Genomic DNA, 22,663 nt, shown 5'->3' with positions numbered 1-22,663 from the left:
GCCCGGATCACCGGCGCTTTCCTGGCCCTTATCTCGCTTAAGTTTTCCGCCGGGCCGCGAACAATGGCGATGCGAGCTTTTCTAGGCTCGTCTCCATCTATTCGCCATGGCCGACCAAGACGCACAGGACAGAAATTTACCGGCCTCGCCCAAGAAGATCGAAAGGTCTCGGGCCGAGGGCCAGCTGCCGCGTTCGCGTGATCTGGCCCACTTTGCCATGATGGTGGCGGGCGGCATCATCCTCAGCGTCGGCGGTTCGCGCATCGTCGACACGCTCAAGCAGATGCTGATCCATGCCCTGCATTTCGACGCCCAGATGTTGGCGCGCTCGGGCTTGATGGGGGAGCGTCTCTGGGAGCTAACGCTGAGCTTCTTGTTGGTCGTGCTGCCCATCGCGCTGATCCTGACCTTGGTGGGCATTGCCAGCAATATCGCCTCGGGTGGTTGGAACTGGACCATGAAGCCGCTGGCGCCCAAGTTCTCCCACCTCAATCCTTTAAGCGGACTTGGCCGCATGTTCAGCGGCCAAGGCCTGGGCCAGGCCATGAAGGCCGTGGCCTTGGCCCTGGTGCTGGGCATTGTGGGCGCCATGATTTTGAAGGACCGCCTGGCCGCCTATGTGGGCATCATGTCCGTGCCTCTTCCTGCCGCCTTGGCCTATGCCGGTCAGCAGCTGATGGGAGGCTTGGGCCTGCTGGCGATCACCCTGGCTTTGTTCGCCGTCATCGACCTGCCTCTGCAGCAACAGCTGTATATGCGCCGCATGCGCATGACGCGCGAAGAGGTCAAGCAGGAAATGAAGGAGAACGAAGGCAATATGGAGATGAAGGGCCGTATGCGCGCCAAGATGCGCGAGATGGCCAAGCGTCGCATGTTGGCCGCCGTGCCCACGGCCGATCTGGTGGTGATGAACCCCACCCACTATGCCGTCGCCCTCAAGTACGACGACAAAAGCATGGCCGCCCCCAAGGTGGTGGCCAAGGGCGCCGATCTGCTGGCCATGAAGATCCGCGATCTGGCCAAGGACGCCAAGGTGCCGGTGCTGCAGTCGCCCGTGCTGGCCCGTGCCCTCTACGCCCACGCCGAGGTGGATCGCGAGATCCCCGCCGTGCTGTTCGGCGCCGTGGCCCAGGTGCTGGCCTATGTCTACCAGCTCAAGCAGGCCATGGCCACGCGCATGGCCGCGCCCGAGCAACCTGATCCGGTCGTGCCGCCGGAGCTGGACCCGCATAACAAACCCGGTTGGCGGCCCGCCGACCTGGACCCAGAAGATGAGTTTGGAGCCTCGGCATGAATGAGATAACCGCACGCCTGCAGGCCCTCTTGGGCCCGCGCGCCGCCGTGCTGAGCGCCCTGGGCGCCCCGGTGGCCGTGATCCTGATCCTGGCCATGATGGTGCTGCCCCTGCCGCCCTTCGCCCTGGACCTGATGTTCACCTTCAATATCGCCATGGCGGTGATGGTGATGATGGTGGCGGCCAATATGGTCAAGCCCCTGGACTTCGCGGCCTTCCCGACCGTGCTGCTGCTGACCACCTTGCTGCGCCTCTCGCTCAATGTGGCCTCGACCCGCGTCGTGTTGATGGAAGGTCACACCGGCACCGGCGCGGCCGGCAAGGTGATCGAGTCCTTTGGTCACTTCCTGATTGGTGGCAATTTCGCGGTTGGCCTGATCGTGTTCGCCATCCTGGTGGTGATCAACTTCATCGTGGTCACCAAGGGTGCGGAGCGCATCGCCGAGGTCGGCGCTCGCTTCACCTTGGATGCCATGCCCGGCAAGCAGATGGCGGTGGACGCCGACCTCAACGCCGGCCTGATCGACGAAAAAGAGGCCAAGCGCCGCCGTGCCGAGCTGGGCGACGAGGCCGACTTCTTCGGCTCCATGGACGGTGCCAGCAAGTTTGTGCGCGGCGACGCGGTGGCCGGCATCTTGATTTTGTTCATCAATATCGTTGGCGGCTTCATCATCGGCATGGTGCAGCATGGCCTGAGCGCGGGCCAGTCGGCGGACTCTTACATCCTCTTGGCCGTGGGCGATGCCCTGGTGGCCCAGGTGCCGGCCCTGCTGATCTCGGTGGCGGCGGCCATGGTGGTGTCCCGCGTGGGCACGGACAAAGACATCGGCAGCCAGATCGGCAAGCAGGTGTTCGGCTCGGCCAAATCCCTGGCCATCACGGCCGGCGTGATCGGCATGTTGGGCCTGATCCCCGGCATGCCTCATGTGGTCTTCCTGCTGATCTCGGGCGGCCTGGGCTATCTGGCCTGGTGGTTGCGGACCAAGCAGCAAAAGCAGGCGGTCGAAGAGCTCGCCGCCAAGGCCAGCCCGGCCCAGGCCGCGCCCGAGCCCAATGCCGAGGCCAGCTGGGACGATCTGGTGCCGGTGGACACCCTGGGTCTGGAGGTGGGCTACCGCCTGATTGCTCTGGTGGACAAATCGCGCGAAGGCGATCTGCTCAGCCGCATCAAGGGCGTGCGACGCAAGTTCGCCCAGGAAGTGGGCTTCTTGCCGCCCTCGGTCCATATCCGCGACAACCTGGAGCTGCGGCCCAGCCAGTACCGCCTGTCCCTGCGTGGCGCGGTGATCGGCGAGGCCGAGGCCTTCCCCGGCATGTGGCTGGCCATCAACCCCGGCGGCGCCACCCAGAAATTGATTGGCACGACCACCACCGACCCCGCTTTCGGCCTGCCGGCGGTGTGGATTGACGATCGCCAGAAGGAAATGGCGCAAATGGCCGGATTTACCGTGGTTGATTGCTCGACCGTGATCGCCACCCATCTTTCACACTTGATGCAGGTCCACGCAGCTAAGTTGCTGGGCCGCCAGGAGACCCAGGCGCTGGTCGAACACCTGACCAAACAAGCGCCTCAACTGATCGAAGACGTGATACCCAAAATGCTCGGCATCGCCTCATTGCAAAAAGTCCTGCAGCTGCTGCTGGAAGAGGGTGTGCACATCCGCGATATGCGCTCCATCGTCGAAAGCGTGGCCGAGAACAGCAACATCACCGACCCGGCCGAGTTGGCCCGCCGCATCCGCGTCCACATCGCCCCGGCCATCGTGCAGCAGATCTATGGCCCGGTGAAGGAGCTGGACGTGATCGCGCTGGAGCCCGAGCTGGAACGTCTGGTCACCCAAGCCCTGAATTCCCCCCACGGCGCCGCCCTGGACCCCGGTGTCGCCGACACCCTGGCCCGCAGCGCCGCCGAAACCGCTCAATCCCAGGAAGACCGTGGTGTGCCTGCCTGCCTGCTGGTGCCGGACCTGATCCGCGCCCCCATGGCCCGCCTGCTGCGCCGCGCCGCGCCGCGCCTGAAGGTGCTGGGCCATAGCGAAATTCCTGAAACCCATTCCATCCGCATTGGTTCCATCATCGGGGGCACAGCATGAATGTGAAGCGCTTTACTGCCCGCAATTCGCGTGAAGCCATGGCCTTGGTGCGCCGGGCCTTTGGCGACGACGCCGTCGTCTTGTCCAACAAGCCCTGCGCCGAAGGCGTGGAGGTCTTGGCCATGGCCCCGGAAGGCATGTCGCAGATCGAACGCGTGGCGGCTACCGCCCCGCGCATCAGCTCGCCCGGCCGTGTTCAGGCCCGCCCCGTCGGCGCTCCCAATACCGCCCAGGCCGCTTCCGTGGCGGGGGGGCAAGCGGCCCCGGCAGCACGCAGCTTTGCGGCTCGCACCGGCCAGCAAGCGGGTCAGCGCGCCGAACCCAGCTTTGGTTATGCCGACCCCGCCAATGAAGTGGGCGCCGATGTCGAGACCCTGGCCATGAGCACCTTGTCCTTCCAGGACTATGTGCGCGAACGCGTGCTCAAGCGCCGCCAGGCCGAGCTCGACGGTCTGCCCGACCCGGTCAGCACCATGGCCGCCGATCTGGAGCCCGAGCTGCCCGCCGGCACCGCCTCGCTGGCTGCGGCCCGCCAACAACGCGCCCAAGCCGCCCTGGCCGCCATGCAGCCGCGCCGCGCCGAAGCGCCCGCGCCAGCACCGATGGCGCCTGCCCGTCGCACCCCACCGGTGCTGCGCGACGAGATTCGCATGCCGGCCGCTGCTGCCAGCCGCGATCTGCCCAGCCTGAGCGAGTTCGGTGACTTGCCCGATCTGCCCGGCCGGGGCCGCCGCGACCAGCAAGACATGATGAACGAGCTGCGCTCCATGAAGGGCTTGATCGAAGAGCGCTTCGGCGCCCTGGCCTTTATGGAAAAGCTGCAGCGCCAACCCACCCAGGCCCGCCTGACCCAGAAGATGCTGGAAGTCGGCTTCTCGCCCGCTCTGGTGCGCAAGCTGGTCGAAGGCTGCCCCAATGAATTCAAGGGCCTGAATGCGCCCAAGGGCGAGGCGCAGGACGAAACGTCTTGGGCCGCCCATGTGCTCTCGCGCAATCTGATCACCGACGAGCGCTCGCCGGCGCTGGAAGACCAAGGCGGTGTGTTCGCCCTGATTGGCTCCACCGGTGTGGGCAAGACCACCACCACAGCCAAGCTGGCTGCCGCTTTCGCGACCCGTTATGGCGCTGCCAATCTGGGCCTGATCACGCTGGACGCTTACCGGGTTGGCGCCCACGAGCAGCTGCGCGCCTACGGCCGCATCCTGGGTGTGCCTGTGCATACCGCGCATGACCGCGCCTCGCTGGAAGACCTGCTGGAACTGCTGTCTGGCAAGAAGATGGTCTTGATCGACACCGCCGGCATGGCTCAGCGCGACACCCGCACCACCGAGTTGCTGGACATGCTGGCCCACCCCAGCGTGCGCAAGATCCTGGTCGTCAACGCCGCTCAACAGGGCGAGACGATTGAAGACGTGATCACCGCCTGGCGTGCCCAGGAATGCCATGGCGTGGTGCTGTCCAAGATCGACGAGGCCGTCAAGCTGGCCCCGGCGCTGGACACCCTGATCCGCCACAAGCTCAAGGTCTTGGGCGTGGCCAATGGCCAGCGCGTGCCGGAAGACTGGCACCGCCTCTCGGCCCAGGCCCTGGTGCAACGCGCCCTGCGCAGCACGGCCGGTGGCGCCTGGCGCATGGACAGTGCCGACGTGAACCTGATCTTTGCCGGAAGCCCCGCGCTGGCCTCCGCGCACCCGGCCGCCATGGGCACCCATTAAGCACGCAAGCAGCCAGCCCGCAGCCTCAAGAAAACAAAAGATACGGACCCCATCATGATGCGCGACGCCAATCCTCACACCCTCGCTCCGCAAGACCAGGCCCATGGGCTGCGCCGGCTCTTCGCCAGCTCACGGGTGCGCTTCATCCCCGTGGTCAGCAACCCCCATGTGATGGGCGGTGGCGTCTTGCTCGAAGGCCTGTGCGCGGCCTTTGCCGAGCTGGGCCTGCACACCCTGGTGGTGGACGCGGGTGAGACGGCGCCCCAGCCCTCCGAGCTGGCCTCGGTGGATCTGGGTGCCTGCATCGAGCGTCTGTCCAAGGACGTGTCCTATCTGGCCGCGCGTGGCCTGCCCATGCGCTATATCAATGCCAACGGCTCGGCCGCCCAGTTTCTGGAGGTGGTGACCGACGCCGCACCGCAGGCCGATGTGGTCTTGCTGCATGCCAGCGCCGCCGAGCTGGCCCGGGTCGTGGCCTTGCGTGAGGTGCGCCCGGTGCTGCTGGCCGACACCGACTCGCAAAGCGTCACCCATGCTTATGCCGGCATGAAGTGGCTGGCCAACCGCGCGGGCCTGATGGTCTACAGCCTGTTGATGGCCTGCTCGCCGCAGCTGCGTCTGTCGGACCGCATCGCCGAGCAGATGAGCAATTGCGCCGACGGCTTCCTCGGCGCCGTGCTGCGCGACTGGGCCTGCCTGGACCCCAAGACGCCGCCCACCGCCCCTATTTCCGCTGAAATCCGCCATCTGGCGCGCGAGCTGCTGATGGCCGCGCCTCCCGGAGCGGCGCTGGAAGCGTCGGTCAATGCCAGCCCGCTGCGCCCGCCTGTGCGACCCAGCAATACGCGCTTGGCTGCTGCCCGCGCCTCCCTCGCCGCCACTCTTTGAAAAGCCGCTGGAGCTGATCATGTATACCGCCAAAGGCCGCCTCGATAACTCCTCGCTGATCAAGCAGTACAGCCCGCTGGTGCGTCGGCTGGCGCATCAGATGATCGCCAAGCTGCCCGCCAATATCGAGATCGACGATCTGATTCAGGTCGGACTGATCGGCCTGACCGATGCGCTCTCGCGTTTCGATGTCGGCCAGGGCGTGCAGTTCGAAACCTTTGCCACCCAGCGCATCCGTGGCGCCATGCTGGACGAGTTGCGCGGCGGCGACTGGATGAGCCGCGGCACCCGCCGCCAGCAGCGCGATATCGAAAGCGCCGTGCGCAAGCTGGAACAAAAGCTGGGCCGCGCACCGGCCGAGAGCGAGATCGCTGCCGAGATGGGCATCCCCCTGGCCGAGTACCAAGACCTCTTGGGCAAGGTGCGTGGCACCCAGCTGGTGTATCTGGAAGACATGTCCGGTGACGAAGGCGATGAGGACTTTCTGGATCGCCATGTGGCCGATCACAGCAACAACCCCATGCTCAAGCTGCAGGACCATCGCATGCGCGAAGCCCTGGTGGCCGCCATCAAGAATCTGCCCGAACGCGAGCAGTTCATGATGAGCATGTACTACGAGCACGATATGAATCTGAAGGAGATCGCGGTGGTGCTCAAGGTCACCGAATCGCGCGTCTGCCAGCTGCACAGCCAGGCGATCGCCCGGCTGCGCGTCAAGTTGCGCGACTGGTGAGGCCGGCGGCCCAGGCAGGGCTTGGGCGGCAGCGGCATTCGGACGCCGGGCAAAGAAAAAGCGGATCAGACGATCCGCTTTTTTTATGGGCCGCTGAAACTCGCGCTTAGGGCGCCACGCAAGCCCGGTTCTTGCCCGTGTGCTTGGCCTCGTAGAGCGCCACATCGGCGCGGTCCAGGGCGGCTTCCAGGGTCTCGCCGTTGCGGTACAGGGTCACACCGGCCGAGAAGGTGACGAACACATCCTTGCCCTCGTGCATAAAGAGGCTGGCGGAGAGAGAGCGCTGCAGGCGGGCGAGCACGGCTTGTGCCTCGCTAAGGGGAGTGCCCGGCAGCATCAGCACAAATTCTTCACCGCCGTAGCGGGCCACCAGATCGCCGGGCCGCAGGTTTTGCGAGACCCGTTCGGCCAGTGATTTGAGCGCCTCGTCGCCGGCGCCATGGCCCAGGCTGTCGTTGAGCTTTTTGAAATTGTCGATGTCCAGCAAGGCCAGGGCGATGCCGCTGGGCTCTGCGTCGCCGGCGGCTTCGGCCGCTTCGCCGCTGCCGCGCTCCAGCTTGGCCTGCTCGGTGGCAAAGGCCGCCAGCAGGCCGCGGCGATTGGCGATCTGGGTCAGCTGGTCGGTCTGCACCTCGTTGGACAGACGCAGCAACTCGCTCTCCAACTCCCCGACTCTTTGGTTGAGATCGCTGGCGCGCTGGTGTTCCAGGCTCAAACGTTCCTGGGTCTGCTGCACCAGGGTGTGGACGCTGCGGCTTTCTTCCACCATCTCGCGCACCACGCCGGCCAGACTTTCCAGGCTGTCGGCTTTTTCGATCACATCGGCATAGCGGCCGACGCTGTTTTGAAAGCGGTCGGTGTGCTGACCCAATTCGCCCAATTCCGCCAGCATCTGGTGGATCAGGGATTTGAGGGAATCGCGGGCATTCTTGCGTTCCTCGCGCAGGGCGCGTTGGCGCTCACGGGTGCCGCTGAGCATCTCGGTGACCGAGCGCACGCCTCGGCCACTCAGGCCCAGTTCCAGTGTGCTATTCATGGCCTCGCATTGGCCGCGGGCCCAGGAGTCGTCCTCGGCCAGATCGACCAGGCTGGCGCTGAGTTCGCGGCAGAGTTGGCCCAGCTCGCCAAACATATGCTGGCGATGGTCCAGCATATGGCGGGCGCGCTGGCAGAGCTTTTCCATCTGCGCGGCGCGCTCGGAGTTCGGGCCTTGGATCAAGAGTTGGTTTTGGGCTCTCAACAGCTCGGCCATCAACTCGTCGGCATAGCGTTCGGGGCTTTGCAAGGCGTGCTGCACGGTGTCGTGCAAGCTGGTCTCGATGCCGGGCCAGAGATTGGCGAGGGGCGCGGGCGCGGCTGGCGTGGCGCCACCCGCAGCCTGGGGCAAGGAGGCCTCAGCGTTACTGAAACTCAGCTCATCCAACGTGGCGAAATTGCTGCCCGTGCCCTGGTCCTCGTCCATGAAGAACTGGCTGGGCGTGCCGCCGGCCTCTTCGGCGCTGTCCTGGGTGGCGATGCTGGCGTCGGCCACATCGGAGTCCCAGCTGGCCACCAGCTGTTGCAGGCGTTTGACCAGGCGTTGGCTGTCCGTGCGATTGCCTTCCAGCACGCGCTGCAGGCCGTCTTTCTTGCGTGCCACCGTCCATTGCCGGCCACCACGCTCCAGGCCGCGTACCAGGCGCTCCATCACCTGGGCCAGGGCCTCGGCCTGGGCGCTCGGGCTGGCGGTTTGCTGCAGGCGCTCGACCTGGCGCAAGGCCTCATCCCAACGTGATTCGCGCACGCAGACCTGGAGGTCCAGGCGCGCCTGGCCGCTGGCGACACCGAGCGACAAGAGCTTGACCAGCAAGGTCTGGGCGCGTTCGGGCAAGGCCACGGGCGCGGCCTCGGTGCCGGACTCCACCGCGTAGGCGCGGGCGTAGTTTTCGGGGGTGGGCTCCAGCTGAGCCTGGGCCAGACGGAGAAAAGCGGCCTTGGCGATCTGCGCGGCCGTGGCTCCGGGGGAGACGCGGGCGGTAGGGGGGCGGCGCTCTTCCATGCGTACAGCCTTCTCTCTAGATTCTTGGGGTTCAGCGCCGGCTGCCAAGCGGCCGCGGCGAACCGGTGGACAAGTCGTCGATCAGGATGGCGCCGGAGGCGATCTCAGCCAGCGGGTCGGCATCGGCGCGGGCGATCCAAGGCGCTTTGCGCGGCAGCACGGTCTGCGACAACCATTGCTCCACCTCCTCAGGTGGCAGTGGCTTGCTGAACAAAAAGCCTTGCATCAGGCTGCAGCCCAGGCGGTGCAGCACGTCCATTTGGCGCAGGGTCTCCACGCCCTCGGCGATGACGCGCAAGCCCATGGCGCGGGCCAGGGCGATGATGGCGGTGACCACGGCCGAGCTCTGCGGCGTGATGCCCAGATCGCGCACAAAAGTGCGGTCGATCTTGACCTCGGAGATGGGCAGGGTGGTCAGATAGGCCAGCGAAGAGTAGCCCGTGCCGAAGTCATCGATGGAGATTTCCACCCCCACTTCGTTTAGGCGGTGCAGGGCCGGAATGACGTTTTGCAAATCCTTCATCAGATTGTTTTCGGTGATCTCCAGCTGGATCGCCCGATGCGGCACGCCGTAGGCGCTGACGCATTGATGAATGTGCTCGACCAGGTCCGAACGCTCGAACATGCGGCTGGGCAGATTGACGGCGATGGAGTCGCTAAAGCCGAAGTTCAGCTGCCAAAGCTTGGCCTGGCGGGCCGCTTCCTTCAGCGCCCACTCGGACAGGGGCACGATCAGGCCAGTTTCCTCGGCCAGGGGGATGAAGTCGCCGGGCGGCACCAGCTTGCCACCGCGCTTCCAGCGCATCAAGGCCTCGGCGCCCACCATGCGGGCGGCGCGCACATCGATCTTGGGCTGGTAGTGCAGGACGATCTCGCCGCGCTCCAGGGCCTTGTGCAGGGCGCTTTCCAGCTCCAGCTTCTCGCGGCCTTGGCCGGCCAGCATGGGGGTGTAAAGCGCTGCGGCATTGCGGCCCTGCGACTTCACCGCATACATGGCGACGTCGGAATTGCGCAGCAAATCGGCCATGGTCAGGCCGTCGCGCGGGTAGATGGCAATGCCCACGCTGGCGGTAACGAAACACTCCTGGCCGGAGATGAAGATGGGCTCGCGCAAGGCCTCCAGCACCCGCTCGGCCACGCGCTCGGCGTCGCGCTCGTCGGCAATCTCGGGCAGCAGGGCGACGAACTCGTCACCGCCCAGGCGGCCCACGGCCTCCAGGCTGCGGTGTGAGTGGCCGCCAATGGTTTCCAGCATGCCTTCCATCACCTGATCGGAATGGCGCACACAGCTGCGCAGGCGGCGGCCCACCTCGATCAGCAATTCGTCACCGGCCGTGTGGCCCAGGGTGTCGTTGATGATTTTGAAACGGTCCAGATCGATCAGCAGCAGGCCGACCTCGTGATTGCCGCGCCGCGCCTGCTCGATGGCGCGCTCCACTCGCCAGATCAGCTGGCGGCGATTGGGCAGGCCGGTGAGGGCGTCGAAGTGCGCGAGTTGGCGGATGCGATCCTCGGCCTGTCGGCGGTCGGTCACGTCCTGCAGCACGCCGGTATAGCCGTTGGCATTGCCGTGTTCGTTGAATTCGGGCTCGGCCTCGATGTGGACGACGCGATGTCGCCCGTCCACCAAAGTCACCGAGAGATCGGTTACCAGCACCGAGTTGTGCGCGATCACATCGCGCAGCAGGCGCAGAAAAATGACGCGTTCTTCGTGCGGCACCATGCGCATGACGCCGATGAAATCCAGGCGCTCATGCGGGCCGCGGCCAAACACCCGCAAGGCCTCGGTCGCCAGATGAAAGCCGCGCTGGGCCTGCCACTCGAAACTGCCCATGCGGGCCAGATCCTGGGCGCGCGCCAGCTTGGCCTTGCTGCGCTCCAGCTCAATGCGGGTGCGCGAGGAGCGCAGCAGATAGCGCAGCCGCCCCGCCAGCAAGCTCCACTGCGGGGTCTTGACGAAGAAGTCGGTGGCGCCCACCTGGTAGGCGTGGTTGATGGAGGCCTCGTCGTCCAGGCCGGTCAACATCAGCACCGGGGTGGATTCAAAGCCCGGCATCTCGCGCAGGCGCTTGCAGGTCTCGAAGCCGTCCAGTTCGGGCATCATGGCGTCGAGCACGATGATGTCGGGCGCATCGGCCGCCAGCATGCCCAGCGCCGTCGTGCCGCTGGGGGCGACGGTGACCTCGAAATTGCGCTGTCGCAGTGCGCTGGCGGTCAGCAGCAGATTGACCTCGTCGTCGTCGACCAGCAGCACCTTGGGCTGCATCGGCAGATCGAGATCGAGCGGGGGTCCGGCTGGATTCATTGCTGACTCTTCAAAAGCGTCGTCAAGGCTTGCTGCACCTCAGCAAGGCCTGCAAGCATAAGGTCTAAACGGCCTTCGATGCCGTCAGTTTGACCATTGCGCACCATCTGTTCGATTTCTGCACAGCGTTCCGACAACTGCAGGGCACCGAGCGCAGCCGAGGAGGATTTGAGCGTGTGACACACATGGCGCATGACGTTGAAATCAGGCGGACTCTGGCGGGCCTTGTGCAGCTCGGGCACCAGCTTGTCCAGGGACTTCAGATAAGCGTCGATGACGCGCTCCACCAATTTGTTGTGGCCGTCCGGGTCGAGCTCGTGCAGGCGCGCCAGGGACTCGGGGTCCAGGCAGGCGGGCGAGGCGGTTTCGGCAAGGGGGGGCACAGCACTGTTTTGATTGGTCATGACGCCTCCATCAAGCGATGTGCGCGGGGAAGAGCTGAAGCGGTTCGCATCGTTTGGCTTTTCAAGCGATGCAGTGTCTTGCATAGGGCGCGACAGCATGATGTAAACAAGGGGGTGAGCGTTAAATTATTGCGGCTTTGCCTGGCGAGCTGGACCGGGCAACCGCGCTTTGTGCGCTTTGCTCCGGCCGCTGCAAAGCTGAGCGGGATACTGCCATGCGCAGAGCGCCCAGCCAGAAGGCATATCCCGGCCTGTGCGATGCGCGACGCAATAGGCGGTGACGAGGGCAGAAGGCGGGGCCGATCAGGCGATGGGCTGGGCATTGAGGCGTTTTGAGACTCGGGATGAAAAATTCCAGACGACAAGCTCACGCTGGAATGTAGCCCGATCTCGCCGGGCTCAATACGAGGTCAAGGGCCAGAAACAAGCCTGTTATTGCGACAAAGCAAAGGCAGGGCTTGCGGGCTTGGGCAGAATCCGCCGCCCTGCGCGCTTGCGCCGGGTGCACCCTGCCGGGCGAACCGGCCGCCGAATCCTTTGCCTGTTCTTGTTTGTGATGTTCAAAATACAGCCCATCGCCTGCGCCGGGAGCGTCCTTACAATGCCAGCCATGAACAGTGTCAGTGATGCCCGCAACACGCTACACCCCAAGAGTTGGAGGCTTGCTGGCCCCGTCTTCTGGCTGGCGCTGCTTCTGCTGCTGCCAGGCCTGTTCGGCTTGCTGCTTTTGCTGCAAAAAGACGGCAATAGCAGCCTGGCTGCGCTGATCCTGGGCCTGTGGTCGCTGCTGCTTCTGGTGGGCGCGGTGGGCGCCCTGGGCTGGGGCCTTGGCCAGCGCCTAACGCGACAGGCCTTCGGTGAGTCGCTGCAAGGCCTGCAGCAAAGCAATCAAAGAGTTCAGCACCTGTTGGAGCTGCAGCCCGACTGGCAATGGCGCAGCAATGCCCAGCATCGCCTGTTGCAGTGGCGTGGCCCCGCGCAGACCTTGATGCAGACAAGTGCGGCTCTTGATCTGGCAACGCCCGGCTCCAGCTTGTGGGATCACTTCAAGCTGGCCGAAACCCGGGCAGGCAGTGGCCAGGCGCCGGCCACACCCTCGGTGCTGGGTTTGCAACAGCTCTTGCAGCAACAACTGCCGGAGCTGGTCTGCCAGGTCTGCCCGCATGAGGCGCCGGATCAGGTCTGGCTGCTGCAAGGCCTGGCCTGCCTGGACGGGCAGGGGCGCTTTCAGGGCTACCAGGGTCTGGCTCGGCCTCTGCCCATGACAAGACCCCAGGCCACACCGACAACGCCGGCATCGTCCGGGCCTGTTCTGGCTTGCACGCCGGCCTGGCTGGAGGCCTTGCCCGGCCCGGCCTGGTTGCTCAGCGGGGAGGCGCCCTCGCCCTTGCTGGCGCTCAACCGCAAGGCGGCCGAGCTGTGCGAGGCCGGCACCTTGCTGGGCACGCCCTGGTCGCAATGCCTGAGCCAGATGGCCACCGTCATGCCCAGCGGCCTGCACCAGGCCTTGGCCGAACAGCTGCCGCACAATTTCGAGGAGGGCTCGCGTCCGCTGGCCCTGGTCAGCCTCTCGCCCAATGCGCAGCTGGAAGCGCGCGCCTTGCAGAGCTCCATGGCGGCAACCGCCCAGGTGGTGGGCTTGGCGACCGAGCAGGTGGCCGCCCAGGCCTTGATGGCGGCACAGCTGAAGGCACAGATGGAGGCGCAGGCCAATGAGGCGCATGAACAAGCCTCCTTCAGCTACACCGTTTCGCATGATTTGCGCGCACCGCTGCGGGTGGTGGAGGGCTTTGCCCGCATTCTGAAAGAAGACTACGGCCGCCTGCTGGACCGCATCGGCAACGACCACCTCGACCGGGTGATGGGTGCGGCCTCGCGCATGAACAGCATGATCGACTCGCTGCTCTCGCTCACCCAGCTGTCCTCGCAGCCGCTGGCACGCCAGCCTGTCAATCTCTCGCAGATGGCGGAGTTCGTGATCGAGGAGTTGGCCCGCGCGGCGCCCGAGCGCCAGGTTGCGGTGTTTGTGCAGCCGCAGATGGTGGTGCAGGGCGACCCGACCTTGCTGCGCATGGTGCTGGAGAACCTGCTGGGCAATGCCTGGAAGTACAGCGGCAAATGCGCGCAGGCAGAGATCCGTTTTGAATTGCAAGCCGACAAGGCGGGTGGCTCGCAGCCGGTGTTCTGCGTCAGCGACAACGGGGCCGGCTTTGATATGCGCTTTGCGGACCGCCTCTTCGGCGTTTTTCAGCGCCTGCACAGCGCCAGCGACTTCCAGGGCACGGGTGTGGGCCTGGCCTCGGTGCGGCGCATCGTGCGCCGCCATGGCGGGGAGATTTGGGCCGAGGCCGAGGTGGGCGCCGGCGCGCGCTTTTACTTCACCTTGGCGGCTTGATTGGCCGGCAGGGCCAGCAGCTCCACCGCTTCCACCAGGCGCAGCGCCTGTTCATCCAGATCCCGGCCATCGGCTTGGCACAGGGCCTGCAAACGCTGCAAGGCCTCCTGGCGTGACAGCGAGTAACGGTGCATCAGAATGCCCACGGCCAGGGCCGCGACCTGGTCCAGCACCGGCGGCTTGGCGGCCGTGGCGGGCAGCGGTTTGCCTGCTGCCGCGCTGGCCACTTGCAGGCTGCGATTGGCAAAAGCGGCCTCGACGGCGGGGACGATTTGGTGGATGTCCAGGGGCTTGACCAGATAGGCCACCGCGCCCAGCTCCTTGACCTTGGCCACCGTTTCCTCGTCGGCAAAAGCGGACAGGAACATAAAGGGGATCTGCAGATACTCGCGCAGATAGGCGGCGACGTCGAAGCCGCTCATGCCTTCCATGCGGATGTCCAGCAGGGCCAGCTCGGGCCGGTGTTCGCGGGCCAGCAGGATGGCGTCATCGCCATTGTCCGCGTCGATGACCTCGAAGCCGGCCTGCGCCAAACCATAGGTCAGCGTTGCCAACACCAGTCGGTCATCATCAACAACCAGAATCTTGCCCTTGCTGCTCACTGTAGCCAATCTCCCCTGTTGCCGGTCTTGTCGGTAAAGGCCGTGGCGCTTCATTGTCGCCCAATCCATCCCATACAAGCTCAGAGCCCCCCCGCCTGGGGGGCATCGCTGAGACTGACGCTGGGCGGCAGCAACTCGACCCGGCAGACCACGTCCTCGCCCCGCTGGCTCAGGCTGAGAATGGCGCTGCGGCGGGGCAGCAGGGCGCGCACCAGGCCCAGGCCCGAAACGCCACCGGGCACCTGGGCCAGATTGAACTCGGACGGCAGGCGACCGGGGTTGACGATCTCCACCGCCACCCGGTCCACGCCACAGATCAGCGTGCAATGCACATCGCTATTCGGGCTGTGTTTGATGGCGTTGGTCAGCAACTCATTGAGCGTCAGCGCGATGGGGATGGATTCCGCCTCCGGCAGCGCCCAGGCATAGGACTGCTCGGCCGTCTCGCCCGTCACCTGGGTGGAGATATTGCGGCCCGACATGCGTTGCACCGAGCCGATGATGGCCTCCATCACCCGGCGCACCATCAAGGGCCCCGAGCTGCCGACCTGCAGGCCGTAGACCTGGGCGATGGCATGCACCTGGCCGATGGCCTCGCTGATCACGCTGGCCACCTCGGGGCGGCGCGCGGCGATTTGTTGCAGCAGGCCGGCCACGCCCTGTAGATTGTTTTTGATGCGGTGATGCACCTCGCGCACCAGCAGCTCGCGCTGTGAGATGGCGGCGTGCAAACGCGCTTCTTCAGCGGCGCGGTGCTCGGTCACATCGCTGGCCACCAGCAGCAGCTGTTCGGGCGAGCCGTCGCTGCTGGCGTCGGCCCCGTCGCCGGTGCCGGCCAGATGCAGGAAGCGCGCATCCCAGACCCGTATCTGCTCACCCTCGCCGAGGCGGTACTCGCGCTGGGTGACGGCGCCGGCTTGCAGGGCTTCCAGCATGTCGCGGCGTATTATCTCGCCTTGCTCGCGGCCGAATAAATCCTCGGGGCTGGCGCCCAGCAGGGATTGCTCGCTGCGGCCGGCTAGCTCGGCGGCGGCCTGGTTGATCTGCTCGACCCGCAGCGTCTTGGCGTCATGCAAGCTGATGGCCAGGGGCGCCGCCTCGATGATGCGGGACAGCGAGGCCTGGGCCTGCTGGGTTTGCGCCTCGGCCTGGCGGCGGCGGTCGATGTCCAGCAAGGCATAGGTGAGCTGGCGGCCGCTGCTGCGTGAGCCGGTCACCACCGCATTGCCCACCACCCAGAACTCGCGACCATCGCGGGCCTTGAGGCGGCACTCGAAGGCCTCGGTCTCGCCCTCGGTCAGCTCGTCCAGATAGTGGGTGTGGCGGAAGGGATGCTCGGGGTCAGGTGTTGCCACCATGCTCATGGGCAGGCCCGCGAATTCGCTCAGGTCGCCACCGAACATACGGCGGGCCGAGCGATTCATCCACTCGATGCCGCCACGGCCCACGGTGACGATGCCCACCAGCACCGAGTCCAGCACGGCGCGCTCGCGCTCGGTCTGCAACATCAGCGACTGTTGGGCGCGCCAGCGGTCGTCCACATTCACGTAGGTGGCGATCAGGCCTTCATCGGGGGCGCCGGGGCGCATCACCCGCTTGCTGACCTGCATCCACAGGGCCGAGCCGTCGCGGCGGCGCACCCGGCGCTCGCCGCGCCAGAGGCCCTGGCGTTGCAGGTCTTCCTTGACCAGGGCGCTGTGGTGTTCGTAATCCAGCGGGTCTTCGAACAAGTCCTGATGCTTGAGGCCGCTGAGCTCATGGATGCGGTAGCCGGTCAGGCTGGCGAGGGCGTCATTGGCGCGGGCGATGCGGCCGTTGCGCAGAATGGCGATGCCCACGTCCGAGAGGCTGAACATCAGCTCGCGGTCCTGTACCAGGGCCTCGAGCTCGGCTTGCTGGGCCTTGAGGCGGCTGATGTCGCTGATGACGGCAATCGTCTCGTAGCGCTCCAGCCTGGGGCCGACGTCGAACTCTTTGTCGACCGAGGAGACCCGGCGCAGGCTGAGCGAGAGCCAGCGTGCTTGGTCGGCCTCGCTGCCCACTTGCAGAAATTCGGCCTCAAAGCCCTGTTTGTGTTCCAACTCGTCCAACTCACCGAGCACGGCCTGGATCTTGTCGGACAGCTCGGGCAGGGCGGCAAACAGCTGGGCCACGGTGGCCCCGGCGGGCATGGCTTCCTCCAAGCCCAACATCTGTTCAAAACCTTGGTTGCAGCGCTGCAGCTTGTCACCCCGGAAATAGGCCAGGCCAAGGCCGGCGCCGTCCATGATGGTGCGCAGCTCGTGCAGCAACTGCTCGCTGCGGTTCTCGGCCTGGGCCTGGGCGGTCACGTCCAGGGTGACGACCGAGGTGGTGCGCTGGCCCGAGGCCAGCTGGCCGGGCTCCACCCGGGTCAGCAGCCAGCGACGGCCCAGCTCGGGGTGGCGCACGGCGTAGCGCACCTCCACCCGGTCGCCTTTTTTGAGCGCTTTTTGCAGGCGCTCGAATTCGGGCAGGGAGGCGGGCTCGACGATGTCGCGGCCCACGCCTTGCAGACCGGCCAGGCTGTTGCGTTTGGCCTCACCGCTGCTTTTGTTGACCCGCGAGGTGCGCGGCCGCAGCCAGCCCGCGTCCTGGGCAAAGGTGGCCAGGCCGACGCCGGCCGTGTCCATCAAGGCGTCCAGCTGCTGGTAGGCCAGATCGCGCTCCTGGTCGGAGCTCCGGTCTTCCAGGATGGCCATGAAGCGGCGCGGCAGGCTGCGGTTGGCGGCCGTGCTGTCCAGGGCTTGCACCCGGCCGGCCAACCAGCGGGTGCGGCCGCTGGGGTCGATCAGGCTGGCCTGGGTGAGCAGGCAGCTGCTGGCGCTGGTCAGGGCGGCCGAGGGTTTTTTGTGCTCCCAGGCCAGCAGCTGTTGCAAAGCTTCTTCGGCCTGCTGCAGGGTGACGGGCATTTGCAGGGAGAGGGCGGCGAAGGCGGCGTTGCTCTTGAGCAGCAGGCCGTTCTCGTCGAACAAAACCATGGGGAGGGGGCTCAGGGCCAGCCAGCTCGCCAACTCGGTCTGGGTGCGTTCGGCCTGTTCGCGCAGGATTTGCTCACGCGCTTGCTGCTGTGCCAGTTGTTCGGCCAGACCCTGGTCGGTCGGCATGGCTAAGCTGGAGGCCGGGGGGCTGCCCGCGATTGGCGTGGCTGCCGGGACGCTCGCCTCTCCGGGCTGCGTCAAGGATTCAACCGAGGCTGGCGGGCTGTCCTGCCCCTCAGTCGTGGCGCCTGCCGTAGCGGGCTTGGCACTCAGCGGCGTTTTGGGCAGGCTGCTCTTGGGCTTGGTTTTTTCTTCGCTGCGGGCGTGCAGCAGCCAGCGCGCGGGATTGTCTTCCTGCGCCTCCAGGGCCACCAGGGAGAGGGTGGCGTGTTGGCCCTTGTCCAGCTTGAGGCCGGGGGCGGGTGGGCCGCGACGGCCATCCAGCTGGGCCCGGCTGGCCAGGCGCAGCCAATCACCCAGGCGGCCGCCATGGCTGGTCTGCAGGGTGTGCAGCGGCTTGGCTTGCTGGCCCGGGCCTTGACCCAGCAGCTGTTGGGCGGCCGGATTGGCCTCCAATAGCTCCAGGTTTTCGCCCAGCAGCAGGACCGGATCGCTGATCAAGAGCAAAAGGCCGCGCAAGGCGGCCAGATCTTGGGGCAAGAGTGAGAGCTGCGAGAGCGGGGACAAGGTGTTGGGCATTGCGCCCGAGTTTACGGTGCCCGGCAGCATGCTGGATCTCACTCGAGCTGGGCAGCCTTGGACAGGGCCCGCAAGATGCACTGATTGATTTCTTCTGCACCCAACATCAGGCCTTCGGCGGCGGCGCGGTAGTCATAGACCGAGGACTGCTCGATGGCGCGCACCAGTTCCAGATAGGGCTGATAGGGGCCGGACTCGTCCACCAAGGCCTGGCGCACGCGCTCGGGCATGGGGATGGATTGCAGCAGCTTGGTGAAGGGCTGCTTGAGCATATGGTCCAGCAGGGAGAACAGGCCGCAGATGAACATCTCGTCGCGCAGCTCGCTGTCGCTCATGCTCTTGGCCAGCTCTTCCATCAAGAGGCCGCGGCGCAGGGCGGCGAACATGATGGGGCGCATGCTGTGGTCCTTGCTGGCCGTCGTCAGCAAGAGGGCCAGCCAGCGCTTCAGGCGCGGGTAACCCAGCAGCATGATGGCGTGGCGGAAGGAGGAGACCTCGACCGGCAAGCCAAAGGCGGCTGAATTGAGGTAGCGCAGCAGCTTGAAGGCCAGGCTGGGGTCGCGCTTGAGGGTTTGTTCCAGGCGCTCGATGTCCTCGTCTTGGTCGACGCGTGACATCAGCTCGACGATGACCTGCAGATCGGCCTGAATCTCGTTCTTGCCGGCGCCCGGCTGGGGCTCGAACGCGCCTTGCATGGGCCAGCCAATGACGCCCTCGGCATTGCGCTTGAACGCGGCGTCAATGTCCTCGGCGCTGCGCACACCGCCGAGCAAGAGCGGCAGCTTGGGCAGGCTGTGGGTGGCGGCGCCACGGCTGTGTTCGTCCAGCTCCAGCAAGGCATTCTTGAAGCTGGCGTTCAGCTCCGGCGTTAGGGCTTGCGAGGGCAGGCCTTTCAGCACCAGACGATTGCCTGCTTGTTTCAGCCCCGCCAGGGCTTCACCCAAGGCCGGGTCGGCGGCCATGAAGCTGGGCACTTCCAGCCAGATGTGGGCGGGCGGCGCTGCCTGCAGCAGCTCGCGCAAAAGGGGCTCGCTGAGCACATTGAGGATGAGCTGGCCGCCGCCCGCGGCGGGCCAGACCTCGGCCACGGCGGCCAGCACCTCGGCGCTGTCCAGCCGGGCGTCGGGGCGCAGCGGCATCAGGGTCAGCTGAGTCGCCGTCACCATGCGCTGACGGTCGATCAAGGGGGCGAAGCCGAGCGCGACTGCGCCCAAAACAGAGTAATTCATGGGGCCGGGTTCAGAGAAATCAAACGTTGATGTATTGGAACAAAGTCATGCGCTGCACCATGGCATAGGTTTTCAGCGCCGTGTCGTAGCCGGTTTGCTGGTTCTGGAAATCGGAGATGCCCTGGGTCATGTCCAGGTCCTCGGCGGCCGACTGCTCGGATTTGCTGTACTGCTTCAGCGCCGCCATGCGCGATTCGGTGCCATCCAGATTGTTCATGCGTTCGCCGACCTGGCTGCGCACATTTTGTAAATTTCCCATCACCGCATCGAGGTCGCGGATGCGGCCCGAGTTGCTTTGCGAGATTTGTGCCTGGCCGCGCAAGGGGGTGCGCAGCTCGGCCACGGTGCGGTCGACCACATCAAACACCTTCAAGGTGTTGGTGGAGGGCTTGATCTGGAACTGATCGCCATCCACCGGGGCGCCGGAGATGGTCATGCTCATGCCGTCGAAGGTGATGGCTTGACCGGGCTTGAAGCTGTCGCTCTTGACCACGGTGCCGCCCAGATCGTTGTCGGTGACGTTGTAGGTCTGCAGCGGAGGGCTGCCGTTCACGGTGATGTTGTAGTTGTGGCCGGTCAGGGCGCTGGGGTCGGAGACCCGGCCGGTGTCGATCCAGCCCTTGGCCGCTGCCGAACTGAGGCTGTTTGGCAAGGCCAGGGTTTCGAAGCTGCCATTGCCGGTGGCGGCCTGCATCCAGGCCTGCTCGCCATCGAGGGAGATCGGGAAGTTGTCCATATTGCCGGTCTGTATCGAGCCGGGGACGCCGGTGAAAGCCACGCCACCGTTTTGATCCAGAAACGGCGGGTTGGCCGAGCCCTGGCCGGAAAACAGATAGCCGCCCGAGCCATCGGGGCGGTTGGCGATGGACAGCAGTTGGTCACGCAAGCCGGCAATTTTGTTGGCGATGCCGGCGCGCTCGGCATCGCTATAACTGGCATTGCCCGCGGAGATCATGGCCTCGCGCATCTGCTGCAGCAACTCGTTGGCGTCGCCCAAGGCCGACTCGCTCAAGGTCATGCTGTTGCGGCTGGCTTCCAGGGCGCGCTGGTTGGCGTCCACCCGGCCGATGGAGACCAGGGCGCGCTCCGCCCGGGCTGCGCCGGTGGGGTCGTCGCTGGCCGAAGCGATCTTCTTGCCCGAGGTGAGTTGCTGCTGCGCTTCCTGCAGCTTTTGCTGGCGCTGCTGGAGGTTGGCGATGGAGGCGTTGAAGGTATTGGCGGTGGACAGGCGCATGGTGGCGACTCCTTATCGCGCTGCTATCTTGAGCAGCTCGTCAAAGATGGATTGGGCGGCTTGCAAGACCTTGGCGGCCGCTTGGTAGCCCTGCTGATACTGCATCAGGCGCGAGGCTTCCTCGTCCAGATTGACGCCGGCCTGGCCGCTGCGCTCGGCCTCGGCATTGGCCGCCACGCTGGTGGAAACGCTGGAGAGATAGGTGGCCCCTTGCACCCGCGAGCCGATATCGCTCATGGCCGAGGCGTAGGCGTCGTTGATGGTGCTGCCTTGGGCGAGGCTGCCATCGGCCTGCAGGCGCTGGCCGACAAAGGTTTCGGTCTGAATGTTCAGAAAGGCCTTGGCATTGCCGTTATTGGCATTGGTGAACTTGGTGGCTTCCACCGTGACCTGGTCGTCTTTGCGCGGCACGCCGTTGAGCCTGAGCTCAAAGCCCAGGTCGATGGGCGGGCTGGCGTTGGGTTCATTGCCAATCGGCTGGCCGGCCTTCCAGGAGCCGTTGTAGACGCTGCCGTCGGCCAGGGTCAGGGTGTAGAGCACTTTGCTGGCGTCGGCCGGATCGGCCTCGCCAAAGGCGATCTTGATGGGGGCGTTGCCGGGGTCCACCTTGCTGTTGACGGCGTACATGGAGTCCACCGTCACCGAGCCCTTGTTGCTGACCTCGGTGCGGGCCGTCAGCGGCGAGGCCGCGGCAATGCCGGTGGCTTGGTCCAGCGAGCGCTTCATATTGGTGGCGGCCTGGCTGACGGGCTCCAGCAAGAAGGAGTCGCCCGGGGCCGGCGTGGCGCCGCCCATGCTGAAGGTGAAGCCATCGATGGTGTCGCCCTCGGCCACGGTGCGCACCAGGCCATCGCTCAGACGGGTGATCTGATAGGAGCCGGGCGTGCCCGCAGGATCGGCCTGCAGCTTGTAGGAGCTGGCCTGCAATTGCTTGGGGTTGCTGATGGTGATGCCCACATTGACGGCGAAGCTGCCGTCCGCATTGCGCTGATTGCTGGCGGCCGGCAAGCTGCGCGGTGCACCCACCGTGAAAATAGGTGGACCTTTGCCGGGCGGATTGGACTGGTCCAGGCCCAGGGCTTGTTGGTCGTTCACTCGGGCAGAGAAGGCCGCCGCCATCTGGCCCAGCAGATTCTTAGCATCCTGCAGGTCAACGTTTTGGTACTGCAGCAAGGCGGTGATGGAGCCGCCGGTCAGGACGCTGGTGTCCAGCGGCCGGCTGCCGTTGGATTCGTTGATGCTGACCTGGGCACGGTTGCTGTCGTAAGGGTCGGGCGTGACCGACAAGGTCTGGGCATTGTTGCCCAGTACCAGGCGCTGGCCGCCACCGATGAAGACGCCGACCGTGCCGTCGGTCGCGGGCAGGGTGGTGACCTGGATGTACTGGCTCAGATTGGCGATCAGCTCGTCCCGCTTGTCCAGCAAGTCATTGGGCGTGTGACCCGAGCCATTGGCCCGAGCGACTTGGTCGTTAGCGGCGGCGATTTGTTGGGTGATCTGATTGACCACATCCACATTGGCGCGCAGATCGCTGACCACGCCGGCCTGCATGTCCACCAGCTGCTGGCCGGCGCTGGAAAAGCGCGCGGCCAACTCGCCCGCGCGACCCAGCACCACCTGGCGGGCCGAAGGGTCACCGGGGCGGCTGGCCACATCGACCATGGCGTTGAGGAACTGGCCCGCGGCATTGCCAATGCCTTGTTCGCCGGGCGGGAAGAGTTTTTCCAGCTGGGCCAAGGAGGCCGCGCGGGTGGAGTCCATATAGGCCGTGGCCTGGGTGGCCGAGGCGTTCTTGGTCAGGAAGGCGTTGTAGGAGCGCTCCACCGTCTGCACCGCCACACCCTTGCCGAAATAGCCCGAGCCGGTGTACTGGCCGTCGGGCGTGGTCAGCACCACGGACTGGCGGGAGTAGCCCGGTGTATTGGCATTGGCGATGTTCTGCCCCACGGTCTGCAAGGCCGCCTGGTTTGCGAACATCGCTCGGATACCGATGGATAGCAATGCGCCCATGCTGCAAGCTCCCTAGTGCTGTGGT

14 protein-coding genes are annotated in these 22,663 nt (G+C 65.6%); 6 read left to right on the top strand and 8 right to left on the bottom strand.

Going from position 1 to position 22,663, the window contains the following annotated elements:
- Positions 1 to 106: 106 nt before the first annotated feature.
- The 5 genes from flhB to DBR47_RS17970 are packed head-to-tail and all read left to right on the top strand — an operon-like array spanning position 107 to position 6,723.
- Positions 107 to 1,294 (top strand): flagellar biosynthesis protein FlhB, encoded by a 1,188-nt coding sequence (gene flhB / locus DBR47_RS17990; RefSeq protein WP_124452566.1) that lies wholly within the window; start codon positions 107 to 109, stop codon positions 1,292 to 1,294.
- On the top strand, positions 1,291 to 3,387 hold the full coding sequence (gene flhA, locus DBR47_RS17985; RefSeq protein WP_124452564.1) for a flagellar biosynthesis protein FlhA: 2,097 nt from the start codon (positions 1,291 to 1,293) through the stop codon (positions 3,385 to 3,387). The genes flhB and flhA overlap by 4 nt, the downstream gene beginning before the upstream one ends.
- Positions 3,384 to 5,102, top strand: coding sequence for a flagellar biosynthesis protein FlhF (gene flhF, locus DBR47_RS17980; protein ID WP_124452562.1), 1,719 nt, complete (start codon positions 3,384 to 3,386; stop codon positions 5,100 to 5,102). Before flhA ends, flhF begins: the two co-directional genes overlap by 4 nt.
- A gap of 54 nt (positions 5,103 to 5,156) precedes the next feature.
- Positions 5,157 to 5,990, top strand: a complete 834-nt coding sequence (locus DBR47_RS17975; RefSeq protein WP_197047141.1) for a flagellar biosynthesis protein — start codon at positions 5,157 to 5,159, stop codon at positions 5,988 to 5,990.
- Between the two features lie 19 nt (positions 5,991 to 6,009).
- Complete coding sequence (locus DBR47_RS17970) at positions 6,010 to 6,723, top strand: RNA polymerase sigma factor FliA (protein ID WP_124452560.1); 714 nt, start codon at positions 6,010 to 6,012, stop codon at positions 6,721 to 6,723.
- 106 nt (positions 6,724 to 6,829) lie between these two features.
- On the opposite strand, the gene DBR47_RS17965 is transcribed toward DBR47_RS17970, so the two are convergent.
- The 3 genes from DBR47_RS17965 to DBR47_RS17955 are packed head-to-tail and all read right to left on the bottom strand — an operon-like array spanning position 6,830 to position 11,569.
- Positions 6,830 to 8,761, bottom strand: a complete 1,932-nt coding sequence (locus DBR47_RS17965; protein ID WP_124452558.1) for a diguanylate cyclase — start codon at positions 8,759 to 8,761, stop codon at positions 6,830 to 6,832.
- Positions 8,762 to 8,792: 31 nt separating this feature from the next.
- The gene (locus tag DBR47_RS17960; protein ID WP_124452556.1) at positions 8,793 to 11,066 is read right to left on the bottom strand and encodes a bifunctional diguanylate cyclase/phosphodiesterase; all 2,274 of its coding nucleotides are present in this window, start codon (positions 11,064 to 11,066) and stop codon (positions 8,793 to 8,795) included.
- Entirely contained in the window at positions 11,063 to 11,569 is a 507-nt protein-coding gene (locus DBR47_RS17955) for an Hpt domain-containing protein (protein ID WP_124452554.1), read from the bottom strand. Before DBR47_RS17955 ends, DBR47_RS17960 begins: the two co-directional genes overlap by 4 nt.
- Positions 11,570 to 12,080: 511 nt before the next feature.
- On the opposite strand from DBR47_RS17955, the gene DBR47_RS17950 reads away from it, so the two are divergent.
- Positions 12,081 to 13,865, top strand: a complete 1,785-nt coding sequence (locus DBR47_RS17950) for an ATP-binding protein (protein WP_124452551.1) — start codon at positions 12,081 to 12,083, stop codon at positions 13,863 to 13,865.
- On the opposite strand, the gene DBR47_RS17945 is transcribed toward DBR47_RS17950, so the two are convergent.
- The 5 genes from DBR47_RS17945 to flgK form a co-directional block, all read right to left on the bottom strand.
- The gene (locus tag DBR47_RS17945) at positions 13,844 to 14,467 is read right to left on the bottom strand and encodes a response regulator (protein ID WP_231512384.1); all 624 of its coding nucleotides are present in this window, start codon (positions 14,465 to 14,467) and stop codon (positions 13,844 to 13,846) included. The genes DBR47_RS17950 and DBR47_RS17945 overlap by 22 nt on opposite strands.
- 80 nt (positions 14,468 to 14,547) lie before the next feature.
- Positions 14,548 to 18,126, bottom strand: coding sequence for a PAS domain S-box protein (locus DBR47_RS17940; protein WP_231512371.1), 3,579 nt, complete (start codon positions 18,124 to 18,126; stop codon positions 14,548 to 14,550).
- Between the two features lie 77 nt (positions 18,127 to 18,203).
- Positions 18,204 to 19,394, bottom strand: a complete 1,191-nt coding sequence (locus tag DBR47_RS17935; RefSeq protein WP_124452544.1) for an EAL and HDOD domain-containing protein — start codon at positions 19,392 to 19,394, stop codon at positions 18,204 to 18,206.
- Positions 19,395 to 19,413: 19 nt separating this feature from the next.
- Positions 19,414 to 20,628, bottom strand: coding sequence for a flagellar hook-associated protein FlgL (flgL, locus tag DBR47_RS17930; RefSeq protein WP_124452542.1), 1,215 nt, complete (start codon positions 20,626 to 20,628; stop codon positions 19,414 to 19,416).
- A 12-nt stretch (positions 20,629 to 20,640) separates the two neighbouring features.
- Positions 20,641 to 22,638 (bottom strand): flagellar hook-associated protein FlgK, encoded by a 1,998-nt coding sequence (gene flgK, locus DBR47_RS17925; protein ID WP_124452540.1) that lies wholly within the window; start codon positions 22,636 to 22,638, stop codon positions 20,641 to 20,643.
- Positions 22,639 to 22,663: the final 25 nt, after the last annotated feature.

The sequence above is a fragment of the Paucibacter sp. KBW04 genome, assembly GCF_003852425.1.
In the GTDB taxonomy this organism is placed as follows: Bacteria; Pseudomonadota; Gammaproteobacteria; order Burkholderiales; family Burkholderiaceae_C; genus Paucibacter_A.
Note: the sequence above shows the minus strand (reverse complement) of the source record. Positions and strands in the feature narration are given on the sequence as shown.